Source organism: Mesorhizobium sp. B2-1-3A (genome assembly GCF_006442655.1).
Taxonomy (GTDB): domain Bacteria; phylum Pseudomonadota; class Alphaproteobacteria; order Rhizobiales; family Rhizobiaceae; genus Mesorhizobium.
Genome location: NZ_VFWK01000006.1, coordinates 59,089 through 81,258, shown reverse-complemented (window position 1 = coordinate 81,258; position 22,170 = coordinate 59,089). Strand labels below are relative to the sequence as shown.

Genomic DNA, 22,170 nt, shown 5'->3' with positions numbered 1-22,170 from the left:
AATTTACAGCGGCTGTCTGTCAAACACAACACAGATTTTCCCTTATCTCCGGCTGTAATTGCTGATTTTTCTAGCTGATTTTGCGCCGCAATGTAAATTCAGTCATATCGCAGCTCGCCAAAAGATTGGTGCGCGGACAAAGTACAGCAATCCTTCGGAGTGACCCATGACTGATTTTTACAACCTCGTTCCCTCGGCGCCTGAAGGTCGCTTCGACGGCGTTGAACGCCCCTATTCGCCGGAGGATGTGAAGCGGCTGCGCGGTTCGGTGCAGATCCGCCAGAGCCTGGCCGAAATGGGTGCCAACCGGCTGTGGAAGCTGATCCACGAGGAGGATTTCGTCAACGCGCTCGGCGCCATGTCCGGCAACCAAGCGATGCAGCAGGTGCGCGCCGGGCTGAAGGCGATCTACTTGTCGGGCTGGCAGGTCGCGGCCGACGCCAACACCGCCTCGGCGATGTATCCCGACCAGTCGCTTTATCCGGCCAATGCCGCGCCGGAGCTGGTCAAGCGCATCAACCGGACGCTGCAGCGCGCCGACCAGATCGAGACCTCCGAGGGCAACGGGCTTTCGGTCGAGACCTGGTTCGCGCCCATCGTCGCCGACGCGGAAGCCGGCTTCGGCGGGCCGCTCAACGCCTTCGAGATCATGAAGGCGTTCATCGAGGCGGGTGCCGCCGGCGTCCATTACGAGGACCAGCTGGCGTCGGAAAAGAAATGTGGCCATCTCGGCGGGAAGGTGCTGATCCCGACCGCCGCGCATATTCGCAACCTCAACGCCGCGCGGCTCGCGGCCGACGTGATGGGCACGCCGACGCTCGTCGTGGCGCGTACCGACGCGGAAGCCGCCAAGCTTCTGACATCCGACATCGACGAGCGCGACCAGCCCTTCGTCGACTACGATGCCGGGCGCACGGTGGAAGGCTTCTACCAGGTCAGGAACGGCATCGAACCATGCATCGCGCGGGCCGTCGCCTATGCACCGTACGCGGACCTGATCTGGTGCGAAACCTCCAAGCCGGACCTGGCGCAGGCCAAGAAGTTCGCCGAGGGCGTGCGCAAGCACCATCCGGGCAAGCTGCTCGCCTATAATTGCTCGCCCTCGTTCAACTGGAAGAAGAATCTCGACGACGCGACGATCGCGAAGTTCCAGAAGGAACTCGGCGCCATGGGCTACAAGTTCCAGTTCATCACGCTGGCCGGCTTCCACCAGCTCAACTACGGCATGTTCGAGCTGGCGCGTGGCTACAAGGCGCGGCAGATGGCGGCCTATTCCGAGTTGCAGGAAGCCGAGTTCGCCGCGGAGGCCAATGGCTACACCGCCACGAAGCACCAGCGTGAGGTCGGCACCGGCTATTTCGACGCCGTGTCGATGGCGATCACCGGCGGCAAGTCGTCGACCACCGCCATGCATGAATCGACCGAGCACGCACAATTCAAGCCGGCCGCCGAATAGCGGGTCGGAAAATACAGAGGAAACGCCCAGCAGGGCTCAGAAACGGGAGAAGACCAATGGCATCGATAAGCCGCGTCAAGGAACGGGCGGAAGAGCAATCGACCACGATGAGCGTCGATCAGCAGGCGACGATCCGCATGCTCGCCAACGATCTGCACAGGCTCAACCAGTCGGTGATGAAGGCGGTCGAGGCGGGCGTCTCGGTGGAGCTGGTGCGCTCGGCCAGGCACCATGGCGGCGACGGCAATTGGGGCGATCTGCTGATCCCGGTGATCGTCACACAACAGAGCCATGGCTGACCGGCAATCGTTGCAACCGACCTCTCACCTGCGCAGCGTATGCGCAGGTGAATTCTATTTTTATGCAACCAATGCGTGGACAGGACAGTACAGTACTATTGCTTGACTCCACTGTTGGAGGAGGCGTCTCCAAGGTCTTTTATTTCAACTTGACATGGGGTGCGATCTCACGCCAATTGTCACCCAGATTTCAACTCTGCATTGAAATAGGGGCGAGCTTCTTGGCCGACTTGGGTGCCCAGTGAGTAGCAAGGACGAGACCGCAAAACGTCCGAATCTGGTGACCCAGGGTTCAAGCGCCGAAACGATCCGCAGTCCCCCGCAAGCGCTTGTTGTCGGGAAATCGCCGATCAATCGTGTGGTGGTGTCGAAGATCGTCGAGCGATCCGGGCTCAGGCCAATCTCGGAATCGCCTGACATGGCGGCGAAGACCTTGCGAACACTTGTGCCGAGCGTGATTGTCCTGGACGGCGGCGCGGACAACAAGGACTGCGACAATCTGATGTCCGGCATCGAAACGTTGCGGCGGGCCTCGGGCAAATCGATGCCTCCCGTCATCCTGCTTTCAACCAAGAATGGCACGCCGGAAAGCCTGGGCCTGCCGAGCGTGATCGACGTCGTGGTCGCGAAGCCGATCACGCCCGAACGGCTGCAACCGGTGATCGATCGCCTGATCAGGCGCTAGCCAAGCGCGATCAATCTCGCTTCGTGATGTCTTGTATCAGTTCGGGCAATTGCCCAAGGTCGGATATCTGGCGGAATCGCGGGTCGGCGACCGGCGCCTCGACATGCTCGAGCACCCAGGTCAGCTCGTGCGGCACATGGACACCCCAGCCGCCGGCCTCGATGGCCGGCACCACGTCCGACTTCAGCGAATTGCCAACCATCATGCTCTTTGCCGGACCGTCGCCGTGGCGGCTGAAGAGGCGGGCATAGGTGGCGGCGTTCTTGTCGCTGACGATCTCGACCGCATCGAACAGGTCGCCGAGGCCGGAGCCAGCCAGCTTGCGCTCCTGGTCGAAGAGATCGCCCTTGGTGATCATCACGAGGCGGTATGCGCCGGCGAGCTTCTCCACCGTCTCACGCACATGCGGCAAGACCTCGATCGGGTGGCTCAGCATCTCGCGGCCGGCATCGAGGATCTGCGCTATGACCGAAGCCGGGACCCGTCCGTCGGTAACCTCGATCGCCGTCTCGACCATCGACAGCGTAAATCCCTTGATGCCGAAGCCATAAACGGCAAGGTTGCGCCGTTCGGCTTCGAGCAATCGAGCCGAGATCTGCTTCTCCTCGCCATGGTCGGCAAGCATGGCGGCGAAGCGCTTCTCCGTCATGCGGAAGAACTGTTCGTTCTGCCAAAGCGTGTCGTCGGCGTCGAATCCTATCGTGGTCACTTCACTACTGGTTCGCATCGTCGAGTTCTTGAGTTCAGGGACAGGCTGAGCCTAAGCCGAGCCGGGCACGATTTTCAACCGCGGCGGCAAATGCCGGCAGCGGCTCCCCTTCCCTTCCACAGTGGGGCACGGCTATACTCCGAAATCCGCAACCCAATCTGGTGAATGATGCCGCCTGCAAAAAAGGAAGTCCGTCCGTCGAGCCGCGGAGGACGGGCTCGCACGCCTGCCTTCGTGAAAAACCTGCGTGGTGTGAAGAACTGGAAGGAAGTCAGCGAATGGCTGGAATGGCGCGGCATCGAGGATATCGAATGCATCACGCCTGATCAGGCAGGCGTGGCACGCGGCAAGATGATGCCGTCGAAGAAATTCACCTCCAACACCTCTCTGGCGCTGCCTTCGGCCGTCTTCATGACGACGATTTCCGGCGGCTATCCCGAAGATGGCAACGGCTTCCACTATCCCGAGGATGACGGCGACCTCAAATTGATGCCGGATCTTTCGACACTGACGGTGGTGCCGTGGGAAGAAGACCCGACGGCGGCCGTCATCTGCGACCTCGTCCACCAGGATGGCCGCTCGGTCGAATTCACGCCGCGCAATGTGTTGAAGCGCGTGCTTGCAGCCTACGACAAGCTTGGGCTGAGGCCGGTGGTGGCGCCCGAGATCGAATTCTACCTGGTGCGCAAGAATCCGGATCCGGACTATCCCCTGACCCCGCCCGTAGGCCGCTCGGGGCGCGCAATCGGCGGCGGCGCCGGCTATTCGATCGCCGGCGTCAACGAGTTCGACGAACTGATCGACGACATCTACCATTTCTCCGAAAGCCAGGGGCTGGAGATCGACACGCTCATTCATGAAGAGGGCGCTGGCCAGCTCGAGATCAATCTGCGCCATGGCGACCCGATCGAGCTCGCCGACCAGGTGTTCATGTTCAAGCGCACCATTCGCGAAGCCGCGCTCAAGCATGAAATCTACGCGACCTTCATGGCCAAGCCGATCCAGGGCCAGCCGGGTTCGGCCATGCACATCCATCAGTCGATCGTCGACAAGAAGACAGGCAGGAACATCTTTTCGGCCGAGGACGGCTCGGAAACCGAGGAGTTCTTCCATTTCATCGGCGGCATGCAAAAGCACGTGCCGAACGCGCTGGTGATGTTCGCGCCCTATGTCAATTCCTACCGTCGGCTGACGCAGGCGGCTTCGGCTCCGGTCAACAACAAATGGGGCTATGACAACCGCACCACCGCGTTCCGCGTGCCGCGCTCCGACCCGGCGGCGCGACGCGTCGAAAACCGCATCCCGTCCTCCGACGCCAATCCCTATCTGGCGCTGGCGGCATCGCTTGCCTGCGGGCTGATCGGCATCACCAGGAAGATCAAGGCCGAGCCTCCGGTGCTGACGACCGCCAATGCGGACGAGATCGACCTGCCACGCAGCCTGCTCGAAGCAGTCGACCTGTTCGAGGGCGATGAGGAGCTTTGCGCATTGCTGGGCAAGTCCTTCGCCGCCACCTATGCAGCGATCAAGCGGGCGGAATTCGAGACCTTCATGGAAGTGATCAGCCCGTGGGAGCGGGAGTATTTGTTGCTGAATGTGTGATGATTGAGTGAGTAGTGAGTAGTGAGTAGTGAGTAGTGAGTAGACTTATCACTAGCCTATTCACTACTGACTACTGACTACTGACTACTCACTACTCACCATCGGCTGCACCGTCCTCCGAACACCCGAGTCTTCACAATACCATGTCTTACCAATCCCCCATTTCTCCCGGCCGCTCGTGGTACGAAGACACGGCGGGACCTAGACCCGAATACCCGGTGCTCGACGGCGACCGGGCCTGCGATGTCGTCATCATCGGCGGCGGCTTTACCGGGCTGTCGGCGGCGACACATCTAGCCAAGGCTGGAACCAATGTCGTTCTGATCGAGGCGTATCGCTTCGGCGACGGCGCTTCCGGGCGCAATGGCGGGCAGCTCGGCACCGGCCAGCGCGCCTGGGCCGAAGACCTGGAGGCGGAGTACGGCTTGTCCCGTGCCAGAGCTTTGTTCGATCTTGCCGAGGAGGCGAAGGCGCATCTCATCGAATTCGCCGCCGCCAACCAGATCGATATCGATTATATGCCGGGCCAGCTCTCCGTGGCGCACAAGCCTCGCTATGTCGACGATTACAAGGCGCATGCGGAGATCATGGCCAGCCGTTTCTCCTATCCGCACATCTCATTCATGGATGCCAAGGAGACGGCGGAGCGGCTTGGCTCGACCGCCTATTTCGGCGGCACACGCGACACCGGCACCGGCCATATCCATCCCATGAAGCTGGTGATCGGCACGGCGCGGGTGGCGGCGCAGGCGGGCGCGCAGCTGTTCGAAGGGACACCATCGACCGGCATTGTTTCGACCGGCGGCAAGGTCAGGGTTTCGACGCCAAGAGGCACCGTGACAGCGCAGAAATGCCTGATCGCGGTCAACGCCTATGGCGGCACGCTCGAACCGGTGAGTGCGGCGCACATCATGCCGATCGGCTCCTTCATCGGTGCGACCGTGCCTTTGGGGGCGGACTTGAAAGTGCTGCCCGGCGGCGAAGCGGTCGACGATTCCCGCTTTGTCGTGCGCTATTTCCGCAAGTCGAGGGATGGACGGTTGTTGTTCGGGGGACGCGAAGTCTATGGCGTCAACGACCCCAAGGACATCCACATCCATATCCGCCGCCAGATCGTGGAGCTCTATCCGGCATTGAAGGATATCGAGATCACGCATGGCTGGGGCGGCTATGTCGGCATCACAGTGCCGAGGAAACCGTTCGTGCGCGAAGTGATGCCCAATGTGATCTCGGCTGGGGGCTATTCAGGCCACGGCGTCATGCTGTCGAACTTCTTCGGCAAACTCTATGCCGAGACCGTTGCCGGCAACCGCAACCGGCTGAAGCTGATCGAGGACCTGAAAATTCCACCATTTCCGGGCGGCCGCCGTTTCCGTACGCCCCTGCTTTTCCTGGCGCTCAACTGGTTCGCGCTTCGCGACAGGATCTAGTTGCCCCCCAAAACTGACTCCAGGTTTGGGAGAACAACATCCACAAAGTAAGGGGTGAAGCGCGTCGCCTGAAATCCGTTTCGGCGCGACGCGCCTCATGCGGGATCGGATCGCCATCACGACCCCATGTAATATTGTAATATTCATTGTAACATTTGTGCCCTAGCGGCACATTGCGGAAATGCCGGCAATGGCGCAGAATCCCTTATAATGGCGTACTGATGCCACAATCGCGGGTGAAAGGTTCCCGCTTCTGGGCGATTATTCGGGGATTGCTGCGGGCTTGCCCGCGTTGATTTAGGGACCGATGCCGATCAGACGCCGGACTTCCGGTACCGATCGAAAGAACATTGGCCCGCTTATGGAGGTGGCGAGAGTGAGAGAGCCCTTCAGTTTCGGTGCGCCGGAACGTCGGCGCTTTGCCATGCAGTTTGGATACGACATGCGGCCGTCCTTCTGGCAGGAAGTCCGTTCGAACTCGCATCTGGTGATTGCCGCGGTTGGCACCGCCGCGCTGCTTGGCGTCGCCGCGGTGGCGCTCTGGCTGGCATTGCCGACGAGCGAGCGGCAGGCAGCCGCCAGCCAGGAACAGAGCATTCCGGCCATTCCGGTGAAGACGACGAAGATCGTCCCCGCCGGAACCACGGTGGCCGCGGCGGTCGTGCCGGCTCGCAAGTCCGATCAGGTTTCATCGACCGCAGCGCCGGCGAAAGCAAGCATACAGGCGCTTGCGGCCAACGATCCCCGCTGGACCGAGGCACAGCCGAAGCCCGCTTCCGCCTCCACCGCCCCCAATCAAACGGCCAACCAGGCCGAGCCGGCGGCGGGCAAGGCAGTGGCGTTCGCGCAGCCGTCAACCAGTACCGATGCCGTTAACGAGCTTGCCAAGGTTGCCGCGCCAGCGCCGTCTGCGAATGGCGGCAAACCCGATGGCGCGCGGACCGCTGCCATCCCCGAGACGCAGCCGCAAGTGCCGGAACAAAAACCCGCGAATGCACAAGGCGACGATGGCGCGGCCAAAGCGAAGCCGCGAAAGGTGGCGGCGGCAGGCACCGGCCGCGTGCTGCGGGCTGTGACCATGCGCAATGCCCCGAAGAAGGGGGCTACCCCCATCGGCACCGTGCCCGCCCGGACTTCAGTGCAATTGATGGGCTGCAAGCAGTGGTGCGAGATCGTCTACAACGGCAAGCACGGCTGGGTCTACAAGAGCTACATCAAGCCCGGCGCGTGAGGCTTAAACCGCCAGGCAACCGCCCAAAGCGACGCCTGCTGCCTTGCTACTTGTGAGCCTGCAGGGTTCGATGGCGCCGCTCGACGTCTCAAGTCGTTACGGATTTCTCCGGAGCCTGATCGATACAAGCTCATCGGCTGAAGAGCCGCCGGAAACGCCGCAGGCGACGCGCCGATTTGCGTTGCCTTACAAACTCCCGATGTTGTTCGAAGGGCACTCCATAGAGGCCGCACTGCTGGCATCCCTCGGTTTTGCCACATACCGGTACCCAGCACTGAACATCGCATGTCCAGGCGAGCGGGACGCGTTCCAGATGAAGATTGGAAGAACTCTTCAACAGGATCAACTCGCCAGGCACTGCCGTCTGCCTGATGTAATCCGAGACCTCTTTCGGCGTGCGCAATTCGACGAAGCGGCCGGTGTCGCGATCGGCCTGGCTGGCCTTCGAGCGATGCGCATGCTCGCCAACATAGATCACCTGGTTCGCGATCCCACGCGCGCTTTTGTAGGCGCGGGCATACTTTGCGTTCGAATCGGTAAAGTCCGACAGTTGGCCAAGCACGATCCGCTTTTGGCCAAGGGTAGATCTTGCCATCATATCCAATGCAAGGGGTAGCGAATGCCAAGGCGCCTTGACAGAGTCCACGATGAAGTGCGGCCCGCCCTCGGGGGTGATCACCTGGCACCGGTTTTCCACGGGCTGGAACGTTTCGATCCTGTCCCTCACTGTTTGCGGAGGCACTCCAAGTTCGAGGGCCGCAGTCGCGGCCGCGGCCGTCGGCAGCCAGAAATGCTCACCTGGGAATGGGGTTTTGAGGTCGAGCGTGCCGCCGCGCCAGTGTAACTTGAAGCTGAGCATGCGGGGATAGCCGGCACTGACCTCGGTGACACGGTAGTCGGCCGATTCGGACTCGCCGAATGTGACGAAGCGTTGTGCTCTTCCCGATGCCATGGCCAGCACATTGGGATCATCGGCATTGAGCACGGGGAGGCCGCCCGGTTCCAGCGCCTCGACGAGTGCGCCTTTTTCGTGAGCGACATTCTCCAGGGTTCTGAAACTGGAGACATGCTCAAGCCGGACCATGGTGACGATAGCGACATGCGGCCGCAACATTTCTGCCATCGGCTTGATGGAATTGATCGCCGACGCTGACACCTCAACGACGACGTAGTTCACGCCGCCGATCCGGCGCGAAAGCATCCTCGACAGCATCTTCAGCGAATGGAAAAGAAGTTGAACATGGACCGAACCATGGCCGGCCAATATGTGCCCAAGCAGCGCCGTCGCGGTCGATTTGCCAGAGCTACCGGTTATGCCGATGAAGGTCGCGTTGCTTTTAGAGCGGGCGCGCCCTGCCCTGTAAGCCATCAGGCGCTGCCTCAGGCTTTCGCGGATTTTCCGCAGTTTCGCATTCATGGCGCCGCCAGATTTCCCAAGCCTCTCAGCTTATGCCTTCTCGCGGATGATCAAGTCAAACCACAGCCATGCATAGCGCAAATCAGGTCAGATGCAGCGGCCGCCATCGACCTCCAGCGCCACGCCGGTGATGAAGGCGGCTTCATCCGATGCCAGCCAGAGCGCGGCATTGGCGATATCGAGCGGGGTCGAAAGCCGGCCGAGCGGGATCGAGGCCCGGAATTTCTCGCGGATCTCGGGGGTGTCGGCGCCCATGAATTTCTCCAGCATACCGGTCTCGCCGGCGACCGGGCAGAGGCAGTTGACGCGGATGTTCTTGGGCGCCAGCTCCACCGCCATCGATTTGGTGGCGGTGATCGCCCAGCCTTTCGAAGCATTGTACCAGGTGAGGCCGGGCCGCGGCCGCAGGCCCGCGGTGGAGGCCGTGGTCAAGATGACGCCGCCGCCTTGCCGGTCCATGATCGGCACCACGGCAAGGGCCGCGTGATAGATCGCCTTCATATTGACAGCGGTAATCAGGTCGAAAGTGTCCTCGTCGACCTTTAGCATGTCGCCGTTGCGATGGGTGTAACCGGCATTGTTGACCATGATGTCGATGCGGCCGAAGGCGCTCTTTGCGGCATAGACCATCTCGTCGAACTCGGAGCGCAGCGAAACGTCGGTCTGCGTCCAGATCGCCGCCTCGCCGATTTCATTGGCGACGCGCTCGGCGCCCTTGGCATTGAGATCGGCGACAACCACCCTGGCACCCTCTTGCGCGAAGCGCTTGGCCATGCCTTCGCCAAATCCCGATGCCGCGCCGGTGATGACGGCAACCTTGTTTTCCAGACGCATGCTTTTCCCGCTCATTGATGTCTTCCCGGAATTAATAAGACGGCCGACCGCCATGGCCCATGCGGCAACAGACAGCGCGCCATTTCTCCCTTAGCTTTCGTCACATTCACGTTCTATGCTGCAACTGCGAAAGCTTCCGGAGTCTCCGTCCACCGACAAGCCTCCGGCAAGCGCCAGTGTCAAGCGCACATATGGAGCCAATCAATATCGTGCGATTGGTCCCTGATGTGACACCATGGCACTGGAAAATTTAAATCGATTAGAATATATCAGCCGCGTACTCGCGACCGGCGTCAAAGCGGACAGACCATGACCAGCCAGATCATTCCCGTCGACCCTTTCGACTTCATCATTTTCGGCGGCACCGGCGACCTGTCGGAACGCAAGCTGCTGCCGTCGCTCTACTACCGCCAGCGTGACCATCAATTCTCCGAGCCGACGCGCATCATCGGCACCTCGCGCTCGAAGATGAGCGACGAGGAATTCCGGGCTTTCGCTAGCCAGGCGATCTCCGATCACGTCAAGCCGGCCGATATCGACGCCAAGGAGTTGAAGACCTTCCTGGCGCGGCTTTCCTACGTCTCGGCCGATGCGACGAGCGGTGCGGGCTTCGACAAGCTTAAGAAGGCGATCGGCGAGAGCGACAGCATCCGCGCCTTTTATCTCGCCGTTGCGCCGGCGCTGTTCGGCGATATCTCGCACAAACTCAAAGAGCACAAGCTGATCACGCCGAACTCGCGCATCGTGCTGGAGAAGCCGATCGGCCGCGACCTTGCCTCGGCGCAGGCGCTCAACGATCTGGTCGGCGACGACTTCCACGAAAGCCAGATCTTCCGCATCGACCACTATCTCGGCAAGGAGACGGTGCAGAACCTGATGGCGCTGCGCTTCGCCAACGCGCTCTACGAGCCGCTGTGGAACTCCGCCCATATCGACCATGTGCAGATCACCGTCGCCGAGACGGTCGGCCTGGAAGACCGCGTCACCTATTACGACAAGGCCGGCGCGCTGCGTGACATGGTGCAGAACCACATGCTGCAGCTGCTCTGCCTCGTCGCCATGGAGGCGCCGTCGTCGATGGACGCGGACGCCGTGCGCGACGAGAAGCTGAAGGTGCTGCGGGCGCTGAAGCGCATCAACGGCAACGAGGCGCCAAAGCACACGGTGCGCGGCCAATATCGCGCGGGTGCGTCCGCCGGCGGACCGGTGAAGGGCTATGTCGAGGAGCTCGGCAAGGACAGCAACACCGAGACCTTCGTCGCCATCAAGGCCGAGATCGGCACATGGCGCTGGGCGGGCGTTCCGTTCTACCTCAGGACCGGCAAGCGGCTTGCGACCCGGGTTTCGGAGATCGTCATCGAGTTCAAGCCGATCCCGCATTCGATCTTCGGCGACAGCGCCGGGCCGATCTTCGCCAACCAGCTGGTCATCCGGCTGCAGCCCGATGAAGGCGTCAAGCAGTTCATCATGATCAAGGATCCAGGCCCCGGCGGCATGCGGCTGCGGCAGATCTCGCTCGACATGAGCTTCGCGCAATCCTTCGATGGCCGTGCGCCCGATGCCTATGAACGGCTGATCATGGATGTCATCCGCGGCAACCAGACGCTGTTCATGCGCCGTGACGAAGTCGAGGCGGCATGGAAGTGGATCGACCCGATCCAAAATGCCTGGGAAGGCGCCAAGCAGGAAGCACAGGGCTATACGGCAGGCACCTGGGGGCCGTCGGCCTCGATAGCGCTGATCGAACGTGACGGGCGGACATGGCACGAGAGCAATTGAACAGCGCCAGCTACAACTGGAACGCTTTCCCGGACCGTCCGCATCTGGCGGCGGCGCTGGCCGGCCGTGTGGCCGATCGCCTGGCCGGGGCGATAGCCGAACGCGGCACGGCGGTGCTGGCGGTCTCCGGCGGTACAACGCCGGCGAAGTTCTTTGCCGCGCTTTCGGTGGCGCCGATCGCCTGGGACAAGGTGATCGTGACGCTCGTCGATGAGCGTTTCGTGCCGGCCTCCTCGCCGCGTTCCAATGCCGGGCTGGTGGCCGCCAATCTGTTGCAGAACGCGGCCAAGGCAGCACGCTTCGTGCCGCTCTACCATGAGGCATCAGGCATCGAGGATGCCGCCGCATCCGACGATGCGGCACTGCGATCCCTGCCTTGGCCGCTCGACGTCGTGGTGCTCGGCATGGGGCCGGACGGCCACACCGCCTCGTTCTTTCCCGATGCCGACGATCTGGCAAGGTTGCTCGACCCGGCCTCCGACAGGATCATCCTGCCGGTTCATGCGGCCAGTGCGGGCGAACCACGGCTGACGCTGACGCTCGCGCGCATCATCGATGCCGGCTTCATCGCGCTGCACATCGAGGGCGAGGACAAGCGCACTGCCTTCGACGGCGCGGTCGCGCCCGGACCGCGAAAGCCAATCCGCGCCGTGCTCGATGCCGCCCCCATGCCCGTAGAGGTTTTCTGGGCGCCCTGATTTTACGTTTAGTGGTCCCGGCAACGGCGGGAGGATGTTTCCGGGACCTCGCCTGAAAGGACCGACCGCCATGACCGCAAGACGCGACATCGAAGCCATCACCGAGCGGATCCGCCAGCGCTCCAGACCGGGCCGCGAGCGCTATCTCGGCCGTATAGCCGAAGCGTCGAACCAGACCGCCAACCGCTCGGTGCTGTCCTGCGGCAACCTCGCCCACGGCTTCGCGGTCTGCAGTCCTTCGGAAAAGCTGGCGCTCGGTGCCGACAAGGTGCCCAATCTCGGCATCATCACCTCCTATAATGACATGCTGTCGGCGCATCAGCCCTTTGAGACCTACCCCGCCCTGATCAAGGAGGCAGCGCGCGAGGCCGGCGGCATCGCCCAGGTGGCCGGTGGCGTGCCGGCGATGTGCGATGGTGTGACACAAGGCCAGCCCGGCATGGAGCTGTCGCTATTTTCACGCGACGTGATCGCCATGGCCGCAGCGGTCGGCCTGTCGCACAACATGTTCGACGCCGCCGTCTTTCTCGGCGTCTGCGACAAGATCGTACCGGGCCTGGTGATCGCGGCGCTGACCTTCGGCCATCTGCCGGCTGTGTTCATCCCGGCCGGGCCGATGACGACAGGCCTGCCCAACGATGAAAAGGCCAAGGTCCGCCAACTCTATGCCGAGGGCAAGGCGGGACGCGCCGAACTCCTGGAAGCCGAGTCCAAATCCTACCATGGGCCGGGCACCTGCACCTTCTACGGCACGGCCAACTCCAATCAGATGCTGATGGAGATCATGGGCCTGCACACGCCGGGCGCCTCCTTCGTCAATCCTGGCACGCCGTTGCGCGAGGCCCTGACCCGCGAGGCTACGAAGCGGGCATTGGCGATCACCGCGCTCGGCAATGCCTATACGCCGGTCGGGCGGATGATCGACGAGCGCTCGATCGTCAATGGTGTCGTCGGCCTGCACGCAACCGGTGGCTCGACCAACCACACGATCCACCTGATCGCGATGGCGGCGGCGGCCGGCATCGCACTGACCTGGCAGGACATTTCCGACCTCTCGGAAGCGGTGCCGCTCTTGGCGCGCGTCTATCCGAACGGGCTTGCCGACGTGAACCATTTCCATGCCGCCGGCGGGCTCGGCTTCCTGATCCGCGAGCTGCTTGACGAAGGCGTCCTGCACGAGGACGTGCAGACGGTGTGGGGCGAAGGCCTGCGGCCCTACGCCGTCGAAGCAAAGCTCGGCGCCGATGGCTCCGTGGTGCGCGAGGCTTCGCCGCGCGCCAGCGGTGACGAAAAGGTGCTGGCGCCATTCAGCAAGGCCTTCCAGCCCACCGGCGGCCTGAAGGTGCTGGCTGGCAATCTCGGCCACGCTGTCATCAAGACTTCCGCCGTCAAGCCGGAACGACGTATCATCGAGGCGCCGGCCAAGGTGTTCGACAGCCAGCAGGGCCTGAACGATGCGTTCAAGGCCGGCACGCTCACCGGCGATTTCATCGCCGTCATCCGCTTCCAGGGGCCGAAGGCCAATGGCATGCCGGAACTGCACAAATTGACCACCGTGCTCGGCATCCTGCAGGATCGCGGCCAGCGCGTCGCACTGGTCACCGACGGGCGCATGTCGGGCGCCTCCGGCAAGGTGCCGGCGGCGATCCATGTGACACCGGAAGCGGTCGAGGATGGGCCGATCGCCAGGCTCCATGACGGCGACATCATCCGCCTCGACGCCGACGCCGGCACGCTCGAAGTGCTGGTGCCAGGGACCGAGTTCGCACTGCGCCGCACCGCCGAAGTCGATCTCATCGGCAACGAGTTCGGTTTCGGCCGCGAGCTTTTCGCCGGCTTCCGCCAGATGGTGGGCCGTGCCGACCACGGCGCCAGCGCCTTCGGAACGGCTTGAGCTTTCTCATGCCCAAATGAAAAGGGCGGCCTTGAGCCGCCCTTTTTTTGCTTATCCTGCCGGAGCTATTCGACCTTGAGTTCACTGCGCTCGCCGGCCTTGACCGTAAAGGGAGTCTCCTTGTCGGCCTTGTCGGTGGTGAAATTGGTTACGAGCACGTAGTCGCCCGCCGCCAGCGTGGTCTGCATCTTCTCTCCATAGGCGTAGGTCACCTGCTTGCGCTCGCCCTGGATGTTCTTCTTGGCCTCAAAGATCTTGAACCCATCCGCGCCGGGCGCGTCGACGGCCAGGACGCCTGCGTTCAGCGTCACGTTGACATCGGTCATCTGCCCGACCGTGACGCTGAAGGGCTGCTCCGTGGACACGGCCTGCACATCGACGCCCATCACATAGTCGCCAGGAGGCAGGTCGAACTGGCTGTCGGGGCCGTAGGCGTAGGTCACCTGATCGCGGGTGCCGTCGAGTTTCTTGGCCGCCTTGTAAACCTTCCAACCCACATCGGTTTCGGCCTTTTCGCCGCCTTGCGTGTAGAAGGCGTTGGCCTTGGCCTTGCCGACACCGACGATGATATCCTTATCGACGACCTGGCCGGCGACGAGTTGCATGGTCTCGCTCGCCTCGCCGGCTCCCAGCTTCACCGTGACCTTGGTCTCGCCGGCCGGAACGACGTACTTGACCTCGCCGTAGTTGGCGTCCGACGTGCCGCCGGGATAAGCGATGCTGATCTGCGCATTGCGGTCGACATCGGCCCCAGGGGCCGGCCGGGCGTGGATGGAGATCTGCGCAGCGTTCAGATTGAGCGCCAGCTCCGTTGCCTTGTCGGCTGTCAGCGAAACCTTCTGCTCCGCCTTGGCGGCGCCACTCGAGGCGACGACGATGTAGTTGCCGGCAGCAAGATGGAACTTGACGACGTTGTAGCCGGAGTCGACATGGTCGCCGCCGCTTCCCTTGGCGTCATCCTTGAAGATTTCATAGTAGACATCGATCTTCGGCACCTCGCCGCCCTCTTTCAAGAACGCTTGCGGGATGAGGTTGTAGTCGACCTCGGCTGCCTTCGGTTCCGGCGCGGGAGCCGGTGCTGGTTCGGGGGCCGGCGCAGGAGCCGGTGCAGCGACGGTTTCGACCAACGCTTCCTGCAGCGCCTTCTCGTCGGAGGCCTGGATGTACTTGCCGCCCGTGTTGTCGGCGAGGCAGGCGATCTGCTTGCCTTCATCGGCGGTCAGGCCGAAGCCGACGACGTCGGCTGTGAAGTCGATGCCGGACGCCTCGAGTTCCTTGCCAAGCGCACACGGGTCGCCGCCGCAGGTTTCGAGCCCATCGGTGATGAGGACGACGGTCGCTTTGTCCTCGGTGTATTTCAGCGCTTCGGCTGCCTGCTTGACGGCCGCCGTCAGCGGCGTCTTGCCGAGGAATTTCAGACTGTCGGCGGCGTCCGTGATGGCGCTTGCCGAGCCCGCCTGGGGCGGCACGATCAGCTGGATATCATCGCAGCTGCCTTTTTCGCGATGGCCATAGGCCATGAAGCCTATTTCGTCGTCGGCGGGAACCGATTTGAGCACGGTCCTCAGCGATTCCCTGGCGATCTCGAGCTTGGGCTTGCCGTCGATCTGCGCCCACATCGACCCGGAAGCATCGAGAATGATGATGACCTTGTTGGCGGCGAAGCCAAACGTCGTCATCGACAAAAGGAGGATCGCCGCAGCGATGCTCCGTGCAAGTCCCACCATCAAAATCTCCTGAGTAGCCGCCCCGCCCGAGGCCCAAAACTATTTGAGCGCGCGTCGCGACACAAGCCCGGACGCAGCCACCTCGTTCAGGCGCCAACCGGTGGAGCCGGCCTGAAGCCTTCGTGCTCGACGATGGCGCGGTATCGGGCATCGGACCGCAATCCCTTGAAGGAAGGCTCTATGCGGATGCCCAGCATGTCGTCCTCCTTGCGCCGCATCGCCTCTTCGAGGTAGCGGATCGCGTCGTCATAACGCCCGAGCATCGCCGCCGTGCCCGCCACCTTGTAGGCGGGCTCCAGGTTTCTTTCATACTGGCGTATTTGCTCGGCATACATGGCCGACAACAGGCCCTGGCCGCCGGCTTCGCGCAAACCTTTCTCGGCGGCGTCGGCTATGGCCAGTCGGGCACTGTTGTTGGCGATCTCGGCGGCGCGCCGGTATTCGCGCAGGAAATCGGTGAAGCGGCCCTGATCGAGATAGATGGTGGCCAGATATTCGGGCGCGGAGCGCAGATTCGGCTCGGCCTTGGCCAGTTGCTGCAGGATCATCACGGCATCGTCGGCGCGCCCGGCATAAAACAGGATGAGCGCCTTGTTGGCGATGATGGCGCGGGATTCCGGATTCAACTGCTGCGCCTTGCCTATCTCGGCCAAGGGCGCGGCGGTCTCGCCTGTCACCATCAGGGTCAAGGCGTACCAGTGATGGGTCTGGGCCGCGTTCGGATCGAGCCGGATCGCGCGCTCGAACAATTCCCTCGATCTCGGAAAGTCCTTCGCCCAGTAGAAGGTGGTGAAGGCAAGGGCGGCATAGGCACCGGCATTGTCGGGATCGAGCGCGATCGCCCGCTCGGCGGCGGCGACGGCGCGTGGATAGGCCTCGTTCGGCGGCATCAGCGTGAACTGGCTGACCGTGTTGTAGGCCTCGGCAAGCTTGACATAGGCATCGGCATAGTTCGGGTCGAGCGTCGTCGCCTCGGTCAGCAGCTGGATCGCATGGGTGAAGCCGTCCGCCTGGCGGGTACCGAGATGATAGACGGCATCGAGGTAGAGATCCTGGACCCGGGAATCGGGCCGGTAGATAGTCCGTGCCGGAGGCGCATCCGCACGTTGCATGGCGAGGGTGCCGGCAACCGCGAGCAACACCAATCCGACCGCGCCGAGCGCCAGCAGCGAGGTTTGGGTCCATCTCGAAAACCGGGCCGAAACGCCTGGGGCAGTCGTAGCCGAGGGCGGCAAGACCGGTTCCTCGCCCGGAGGCTCGACGTTGTCGGATACGACCGGCTCACCGCCACGCAGCCACGCCTCAAGCTCGTCCGTATAGGCAAACACCAGGCTTCTGGCGCCGCCGGAAATGCGGTGCACGGGCAGCCCGCGCTGTCGCTCCCAACGCCGCACCGTGCGTTCGTCACGTCCGAAGAACGCGGCGATTTCCTTCCAATCGCGAAGGCGACGATCGCGCTTGTTTGCCAAGACCAGCCCCATTGTCCCCTAACGCCCGTATCTGCCCGCTTTCGCCTGATGCCCTCCAACACCAAGGCGAGCTATCATCGCCATCGACATCAACGCTTCGATGCCGACCGACGGCTCCCGCCGGCGGGCAGCATTGCTTGGCCTATCGCGGTTTTCAACCCGGCGAAAAAGTGGGGGAAGTCCGAGCTGCCTTCCAGGCGGCTCAGTAGGTGGTGCGGCGCTCCTCGGAAGGCGGACGGCCAAACTGCAGCCGGTAGCTCTGGGCAAAATAGGAATGCGAGGTGAAGCCGGTGGCGATCGCCACGTCGAGGATCGGCATATTGGTCTGGCGCAGCAATTCGCGCGCCCGCTCCAGCCGCAATCGCATATAGTAGCGGCCAGGCGTGACATTGAGGTGGCGCAGGAAAAGGCGTTCCACCTGGCGCACCGATAGACCCGCCGACTTGGCGAGTTGCACCGCTGACAAGGGTTCGTCGAGATGGTCGGCCATCAGTTCGACGATGCGCCTCAACTTCTCCGACTTGCCGGTCAGGTCGCGCTCCGGACCGACGCGCTGGCGGTCCCCGGCCGAGCGGATGCGCTCGTGCTGGAACTGGTTGGCGACGCCATTGGCGAGGTTCGAACCGAAATCGCCACGCACGATCTCCAGCATCAGGTCGATCGAGGTGGTGCCGCCGGCGCAGGTGTAGCGCTTGCGGTCGATCTCGAAGACATTGCCGGTGCAGTTGATGTCGGGGAAGCGCTCCATGAAGCCGGCGCGGTTTTCCCAATGGATGGTGCAGCGGTAGCCGTCGAGCTGTCCGGCCTCGGCCAGCAGGTAGGAACCAACCGACAGCGCGCCGAGCGCGTTGCCGCGCCGGCCCCAGCTGCGCAGGGCCGCCAGCACCTTGCTCTTGCCTGGAAATTCCGTCGTCAGGCCAACCGAGACGAAGAGGATGTCGACCGGCGGCAGGTCGGCGACGCTGTAGTCGATCTTGAGCGGCAGGCCGTTGGAGGCCATCACCGGATCGCCGTCGGCCGAGACCGTGGTCCAGCCATAGAAATCGCGGCCGAGCAGACGGTTCGCCGAACGGAACGTGTCTATCGCCGCGGCCAGCGAGAACATGGAGAACTTGTCGACCAGCAGAAAGGCGAACTGCCGGCCACCTTGAACGGGATCACTCGTGACCGGCCGTTCCTGGGAAACAGAGGGGTTCGGCAAAGCTGCGGCTTTCAGGGTCAACCCGGGCTCAGAAGGAGGGCCGTTTCAATCCGGCCGCAAGGTATGCGGAAGCTAACGTATTGGCCATCAGCATGGCAATGGTCATCGGCCCGACACCGCCGGGCACCGGGGTGATGGCGCCGGCTTCCCTGGCCGCCTCAGCATAAGCGACGTCGCCGACCAGGCGCGACTTGCCCTCGCCTTTCTCGGGCGCGGGAATGCGGTTGATGCCGACATCGATGACGGTGGCGCCGGGCTTCACCCAATCCCCCTTGATCATTTCCGGCCTGCCGACGGCGGCGACAAGAATGTCGGCCGTGCGGGCCAGCGCCGGCAGATCCTTCGTGCGGCTGTGAGCGATGGTGACGGTGCAGTTGGCGGCAAGCAGCAGATTGGCCATCGGCTTGCCGACGATGTTGGAACGGCCGACGACGACGGCGTTGAGGCCGGACAGATCCTTGCCGCGCACGCGCTCGATCAGAAGCATCGAGCCGGCGGGCGTGCAGGGAACAAAGGCCGTGTCGAGTTCGCCGGTGCCGAGCTTGCCGACATTGATGAAATGGAACCCGTCGACGTCCTTCTGAGGCGCGATAGCCTGGATGATCTTGCCTGCGTCGATATGGGCAGGCAGCGGCAGCTGGACCAGGATGCCGTTGATGGCCGGATCGGCGTTGAGTTCGGCGATGATCTTGAGCAGCGCCTGCTCAGAGGTCTCGGCCGGCAGCGTGTGCTGCAGCGAATGAAAGCCGCATTCCTTGGCGGTGCGGGATTTGGAGGCGACATAGACCTGGCTCGCCGGATCCTCGCCGACGATGACCACGGCCAGACCGGGCTTGGCCTTACCCTTGGCGACCAGTTCGGCAGTCAGGGTCTTGACCGTCCGCACCACATCCTCGGCGACGCTTTTTCCGTCAATCACTTCGGCCATGAACCATCCTCAACACTGTTTCGTCCAACGCCGCTTTCGGGAACACAACGCAGCGGCGCCGGCAACATGCAGCGCGGCATTGTCACGAAAATCCCACCACGCAATCCCGCCAAAACGCCGTCCGATGCCGTTTACGCGAAACCGGGTTGCTTTTGTTCGGCCTCGACCACGTATCTTTGTGGCTCAGAAGTAGCGGCGGCGGGCGCGGCTCTCGGTGAGTTCGCGAACCGCCTCTCGGAATTCGCGCAGGCTGGCGCGGATTTCCTCGATTGGCGCGTGTTCGGCGCTTTCCTCGACCTGTGATGGCTCCACCGGCGACTGGGCCGGATAGGCCGGTTGCTGCGGCGGAACGGGCTGCGATGGATGCGGCATTTGCCCGGCATAGGGCGCCATGGCCTGGGCGTAGGGATTGCTAGCCGGCGACTGCGCCTGCCACGGCTGCATTTGCGGATAGCCGGCCTGCTGTGCGGGGGGATAGGGCGGCGGCGGATAGAGCGGCTGCAGCGGCATTATCGGCGACCGCGACGGCGGCCCCATCGGCTGGGAATAGGCGGCATCGAAGCCTGGCGGGAAAGGCGGCCGCGCATAGTCCGACGACCGAGGCATGAAGGCGGAATCCGGATTCGGAAAGCCGGAAGGCATGGCAGCATCCGCCGGCCCCGCGTTTTCACCAAAGGCGGCGAATTCGCTGGCATCATCCGCCTCTGCGGAGGGCTTGCGGGACACGGCATCGCGCAGCTTCGCCATCAGTGCGCCGATCCGCCCGGGCCGTTCCGCGGGAGCGGTTTCGGTCTGCACGACGGGCGGCGGTGCAGGCGGTGGGGGTGGCGGTGCTGGAGGTATCGGCGCCGCCGGCATTGGCGGCGCGGGCGGTGGTGCTGTCCGCAATGCCTGATCTTCGAGAGGCGGCTTGCGGTCGCGGCGCGACCGCGATGTCGCGGTCTCGCGCAGGCTTTCATAGGCGCCGCGCATGGCGCCGAGGCCGACACCGGAGGCAAAGCCCAGGAGCAGGCCGGCAAGCGCCATCACGACCCGCGACGGACCGTTCGGCTCGAGCGGAACGGAGGGCGGCGAGATGACGGTCATATTGGCGGTGTTGATACCCTTCTGCTCGCCAATCTCCTTGGCGCGCAGCAGATATTGTTCATAGACGGAACGCTTGGCCGCGGCGTCGCGCTCCAGTTCGCGCATCGAGACGAGGTCGCTGTTGACGTCACCGCTACGGACCTTCATCTGCGCCAGTTGGGACGCAAGGTCCTGCTGGACCTGGATCGAGCGCTTCAGGTCAACCTGCAGCGACGAGGCAATGCGGCTGAGTTCGGTGGCGATGCGATCTCGCGCCCCGGCAATTTGCGCGTTGAGCGCCTGGAGTTCGGGATGACGCGGACCCAGCCGAACCGCCGCGCGATCAGCCTCCTGCTTGAGCGTGGCATACTGCGCGCGCAGGTCGCTCATCGTGTTGGAATTGATTTCTTCCGGCAACGTACCGCCGAGTACCGAATTGACATTGATCGAGCGGGCGGAGGCAGCGCGGGCGTTCAGCTCCGCAGTGCGGGCACGAGCAACGGACAGTTGCTCGTTGACCTTGAGCATCTGATCATCGCTGATCAGGTGGCCCTGCGCATCGACTAGGTCGTGCGTGGCCCTGAAATCCTCGACCTTGCGCTCGGCCGTCTCGACGCTTTTGCGCATTTCCTCGAGTTTCGCCGTCAATTCGTTGTTGGCCCGGCCGGCGGTGAGGGATTGAAATTCACCCGAGGTCTGCAGAAAGACATCCGTCATCGTTTCTGCGATGAGCGCCGATTTCTGTGCGTTCTGCGTGGTGACGCCGATCACGATCGTGGAGGTCTTGCCCGCGCGCTCGACCGAAAGCCTTTCGGCCAGATTGCCGACGGCAAGCGACAGGCGACGCGGTTCATCGCCACCGCCCGGCCCGTCATGGCGCAACAGGATCGAGCGGATCAGTGACATGACGCCCAGGCCGCCCGTGCCTTGGCCATTGAACTCCGGGTCGTCGGCAAGATTGAGCTTGTTGACGACCTTGCCCAGCACCGTGCCCGAGGTCAGCAATCTGATCTGGTTCTCAACGTTGACGAGTGTCGCGTCAGGAACAACCGCCATCTGGGTGAGATCACGGTCCGAAAGTTTCAGGTCGCGCGGATCGACGACCAATTCGGTCATTGATTCGTATTTCTTCGGCGTCGACAGCGCGATCGCTATGCCGAGGCCGGCACCGATCAGAGTGGTGGTGATGATCAGCAGCTTCGACCTGGCAATCCCGCGCACCACCTGCATCGGGTCGATCAGCGGCTTCCATTGCTGGTCGTCCCCACGATCGCCAAAGGAAGCATCCGCTTCACCCGCCCGGCGGGATCCGGATGTTTCGTCGGAATGAACGCTGCCGGGAGGTTCTCCCGCCGCCGGCCGTGCGCGCGGCATGGCCGGCGGCAGATCGCCGGTGTCGGCGTCCGCCCGCGAGCGCCAGGCGTCATCCTGTGCGGCCGCTTCCGGCTGCTCGTCCGGCTGGAACGGCTCAGCTTCGACCGCGGCCGCCGATGGCGTTGAGTTCGCCCGCGCCTCACGCTGCGAACGGGCAAGGCGGTGGCGCGTGGCGGCATCCTCGCGCCATGCCGAATCCGCCCGATCCCCTATCGAGACCAGGGACGCGTCGTCCTCACCGCGCATGGCCTGGCCGAGCGCCAGCAAGGAACGCTCGCGCCTCCAGTCTTCACGGTTTTCCCTGTCGACCATGTCTTGGAGCTTCACTCTTTAGCCGCTGGGCAGCGGCGGTCGGCTATTCGTTAAGCCACG

General features: G+C 63.2%; 17 protein-coding genes. 9 read left to right on the top strand and 8 right to left on the bottom strand.

From position 1 onward, the window contains the following. Positions 1 to 166 precede the first annotated feature (166 nt). The 3 genes from aceA to FJ977_RS24930 all read left to right on the top strand — a co-directional run bounded on the left by aceA (position 167) and on the right by FJ977_RS24930 (position 2,440). Positions 167 to 1,456, top strand: a complete 1,290-nt coding sequence (gene aceA, locus FJ977_RS24940; RefSeq protein WP_140774838.1) for an isocitrate lyase — start codon at positions 167 to 169, stop codon at positions 1,454 to 1,456. 56 nt (positions 1,457 to 1,512) lie between these two features. Next, a complete protein-coding gene (locus FJ977_RS24935) occupies positions 1,513 to 1,755 on the top strand; it encodes a hypothetical protein (protein ID WP_006202762.1) in 243 nt (80 codons plus the stop codon). 277 nt (positions 1,756 to 2,032) lie between these two features. Continuing rightward, a complete protein-coding gene (locus FJ977_RS24930) occupies positions 2,033 to 2,440 on the top strand; it encodes a response regulator (RefSeq protein ID WP_246683349.1) in 408 nt (135 codons plus the stop codon). Between the two features lie 10 nt (positions 2,441 to 2,450). On the opposite strand, the gene FJ977_RS24925 is transcribed toward FJ977_RS24930, so the two are convergent. Beyond that, the gene (locus FJ977_RS24925; protein WP_140774836.1) at positions 2,451 to 3,167 is read right to left on the bottom strand and encodes an HAD family hydrolase; all 717 of its coding nucleotides are present in this window, start codon (positions 3,165 to 3,167) and stop codon (positions 2,451 to 2,453) included. Positions 3,168 to 3,314: 147 nt separating this feature from the next. Here FJ977_RS24925 and FJ977_RS24920 point away from each other — a divergent pair, with 147 nt between their 5' ends. From FJ977_RS24920 to FJ977_RS24910, 3 genes are all read left to right on the top strand, one after another. Next, positions 3,315 to 4,751 carry a glutamine synthetase family protein gene (locus tag FJ977_RS24920; RefSeq protein WP_181180057.1) on the top strand — a complete coding sequence of 479 codons (1,437 nt, stop codon included), beginning with the start codon at positions 3,315 to 3,317 and terminating at the stop codon, positions 4,749 to 4,751. A 143-nt stretch (positions 4,752 to 4,894) separates the two neighbouring features. Continuing rightward, a complete protein-coding gene (locus FJ977_RS24915) occupies positions 4,895 to 6,181 on the top strand; it encodes an FAD-binding oxidoreductase (RefSeq protein ID WP_140774834.1) in 1,287 nt (428 codons plus the stop codon). A gap of 376 nt (positions 6,182 to 6,557) precedes the next feature. Then, positions 6,558 to 7,412 carry an SH3 domain-containing protein gene (locus FJ977_RS24910; RefSeq protein ID WP_244735243.1) on the top strand — a complete coding sequence of 285 codons (855 nt, stop codon included), beginning with the start codon at positions 6,558 to 6,560 and terminating at the stop codon, positions 7,410 to 7,412. 130 nt (positions 7,413 to 7,542) lie between these two features. Here the strand turns inward: FJ977_RS24910 and FJ977_RS24905 are convergent, their stop codons facing one another. After that, positions 7,543 to 8,829 carry a Mur ligase family protein gene (locus FJ977_RS24905; protein WP_140774832.1) on the bottom strand — a complete coding sequence of 429 codons (1,287 nt, stop codon included), beginning with the start codon at positions 8,827 to 8,829 and terminating at the stop codon, positions 7,543 to 7,545. 87 nt (positions 8,830 to 8,916) lie between these two features. Next, the gene (locus FJ977_RS24900) at positions 8,917 to 9,663 is read right to left on the bottom strand and encodes an SDR family oxidoreductase (RefSeq protein ID WP_140775209.1); all 747 of its coding nucleotides are present in this window, start codon (positions 9,661 to 9,663) and stop codon (positions 8,917 to 8,919) included. 309 nt (positions 9,664 to 9,972) lie between these two features. On the opposite strand from FJ977_RS24900, the gene zwf reads away from it, so the two are divergent. The 3 genes from zwf (at position 9,973) to edd (ending at position 14,034) form a co-directional block, all read left to right on the top strand. Then, entirely contained in the window at positions 9,973 to 11,442 is a 1,470-nt protein-coding gene (zwf, locus tag FJ977_RS24895; RefSeq protein WP_140774831.1) for a glucose-6-phosphate dehydrogenase, read from the top strand. Then, positions 11,424 to 12,140: a 6-phosphogluconolactonase gene (pgl, locus tag FJ977_RS24890; RefSeq protein ID WP_140774830.1), complete on the top strand. Its 717-nt coding sequence runs from the start codon at positions 11,424 to 11,426 to the stop codon at positions 12,138 to 12,140. The genes zwf and pgl overlap by 19 nt, the downstream gene beginning before the upstream one ends. Before the next feature lie 70 nt (positions 12,141 to 12,210). Next, positions 12,211 to 14,034 carry a phosphogluconate dehydratase gene (gene edd / locus FJ977_RS24885; RefSeq protein ID WP_140774829.1) on the top strand — a complete coding sequence of 608 codons (1,824 nt, stop codon included), beginning with the start codon at positions 12,211 to 12,213 and terminating at the stop codon, positions 14,032 to 14,034. A gap of 65 nt (positions 14,035 to 14,099) precedes the next feature. Here edd and FJ977_RS24880 read toward each other — a convergent pair whose 3' ends face one another. From FJ977_RS24880 to FJ977_RS24860, 5 genes are all read right to left on the bottom strand, one after another. Then, positions 14,100 to 15,761 carry a VWA domain-containing protein gene (locus FJ977_RS24880; RefSeq protein ID WP_140774828.1) on the bottom strand — a complete coding sequence of 554 codons (1,662 nt, stop codon included), beginning with the start codon at positions 15,759 to 15,761 and terminating at the stop codon, positions 14,100 to 14,102. Positions 15,762 to 15,847: 86 nt separating this feature from the next. Beyond that, the gene (locus FJ977_RS24875; RefSeq protein ID WP_181180056.1) at positions 15,848 to 17,230 is read right to left on the bottom strand and encodes a tetratricopeptide repeat protein; all 1,383 of its coding nucleotides are present in this window, start codon (positions 17,228 to 17,230) and stop codon (positions 15,848 to 15,850) included. Between the two features lie 202 nt (positions 17,231 to 17,432). Continuing rightward, a complete protein-coding gene (locus FJ977_RS24870) occupies positions 17,433 to 18,431 on the bottom strand; it encodes a GlxA family transcriptional regulator (RefSeq protein WP_140775208.1) in 999 nt (332 codons plus the stop codon). 28 nt (positions 18,432 to 18,459) lie between these two features. Then, the gene (gene folD, locus FJ977_RS24865) at positions 18,460 to 19,359 is read right to left on the bottom strand and encodes a bifunctional methylenetetrahydrofolate dehydrogenase/methenyltetrahydrofolate cyclohydrolase FolD (protein WP_140774826.1); all 900 of its coding nucleotides are present in this window, start codon (positions 19,357 to 19,359) and stop codon (positions 18,460 to 18,462) included. Between the two features lie 183 nt (positions 19,360 to 19,542). Next, on the bottom strand, positions 19,543 to 22,110 hold the full coding sequence (locus tag FJ977_RS24860) for a GumC family protein (RefSeq protein WP_140774825.1): 2,568 nt from the start codon (positions 22,108 to 22,110) through the stop codon (positions 19,543 to 19,545). Positions 22,111 to 22,170: the final 60 nt, after the last annotated feature.

Coding starts and splice junctions, on each gene's coding strand:
- edd (WP_140774829.1), top strand. CDS start 12,211: ATGACCGCAAGACGCGACATCGAAGCCATCACCGAGCGGATCCGCCAG.
- FJ977_RS24935 (WP_006202762.1), top strand. CDS start 1,513: ATGGCATCGATAAGCCGCGTCAAGGAACGGGCGGAAGAGCAATCGACC.
- zwf (WP_140774831.1), top strand. CDS start 9,973: ATGACCAGCCAGATCATTCCCGTCGACCCTTTCGACTTCATCATTTTC.
- pgl (WP_140774830.1), top strand. CDS start 11,424: ATGGCACGAGAGCAATTGAACAGCGCCAGCTACAACTGGAACGCTTTC.
- aceA (WP_140774838.1), top strand. CDS start 167: ATGACTGATTTTTACAACCTCGTTCCCTCGGCGCCTGAAGGTCGCTTC.
- folD (WP_140774826.1), bottom strand. CDS start 19,359: ATGGCCGAAGTGATTGACGGAAAAAGCGTCGCCGAGGATGTGGTGCGG.
- FJ977_RS24920 (WP_181180057.1), top strand. CDS start 3,315: ATGATGCCGCCTGCAAAAAAGGAAGTCCGTCCGTCGAGCCGCGGAGGA.
- FJ977_RS24900 (WP_140775209.1), bottom strand. CDS start 9,663: ATGCGTCTGGAAAACAAGGTTGCCGTCATCACCGGCGCGGCATCGGGA.
- FJ977_RS24880 (WP_140774828.1), bottom strand. CDS start 15,761: ATGGTGGGACTTGCACGGAGCATCGCTGCGGCGATCCTCCTTTTGTCG.
- FJ977_RS24915 (WP_140774834.1), top strand. CDS start 4,895: ATGTCTTACCAATCCCCCATTTCTCCCGGCCGCTCGTGGTACGAAGAC.
- FJ977_RS24905 (WP_140774832.1), bottom strand. CDS start 8,829: ATGAATGCGAAACTGCGGAAAATCCGCGAAAGCCTGAGGCAGCGCCTG.
- FJ977_RS24925 (WP_140774836.1), bottom strand. CDS start 3,167: ATGCGAACCAGTAGTGAAGTGACCACGATAGGATTCGACGCCGACGAC.
- FJ977_RS24860 (WP_140774825.1), bottom strand. CDS start 22,110: ATGGTCGACAGGGAAAACCGTGAAGACTGGAGGCGCGAGCGTTCCTTG.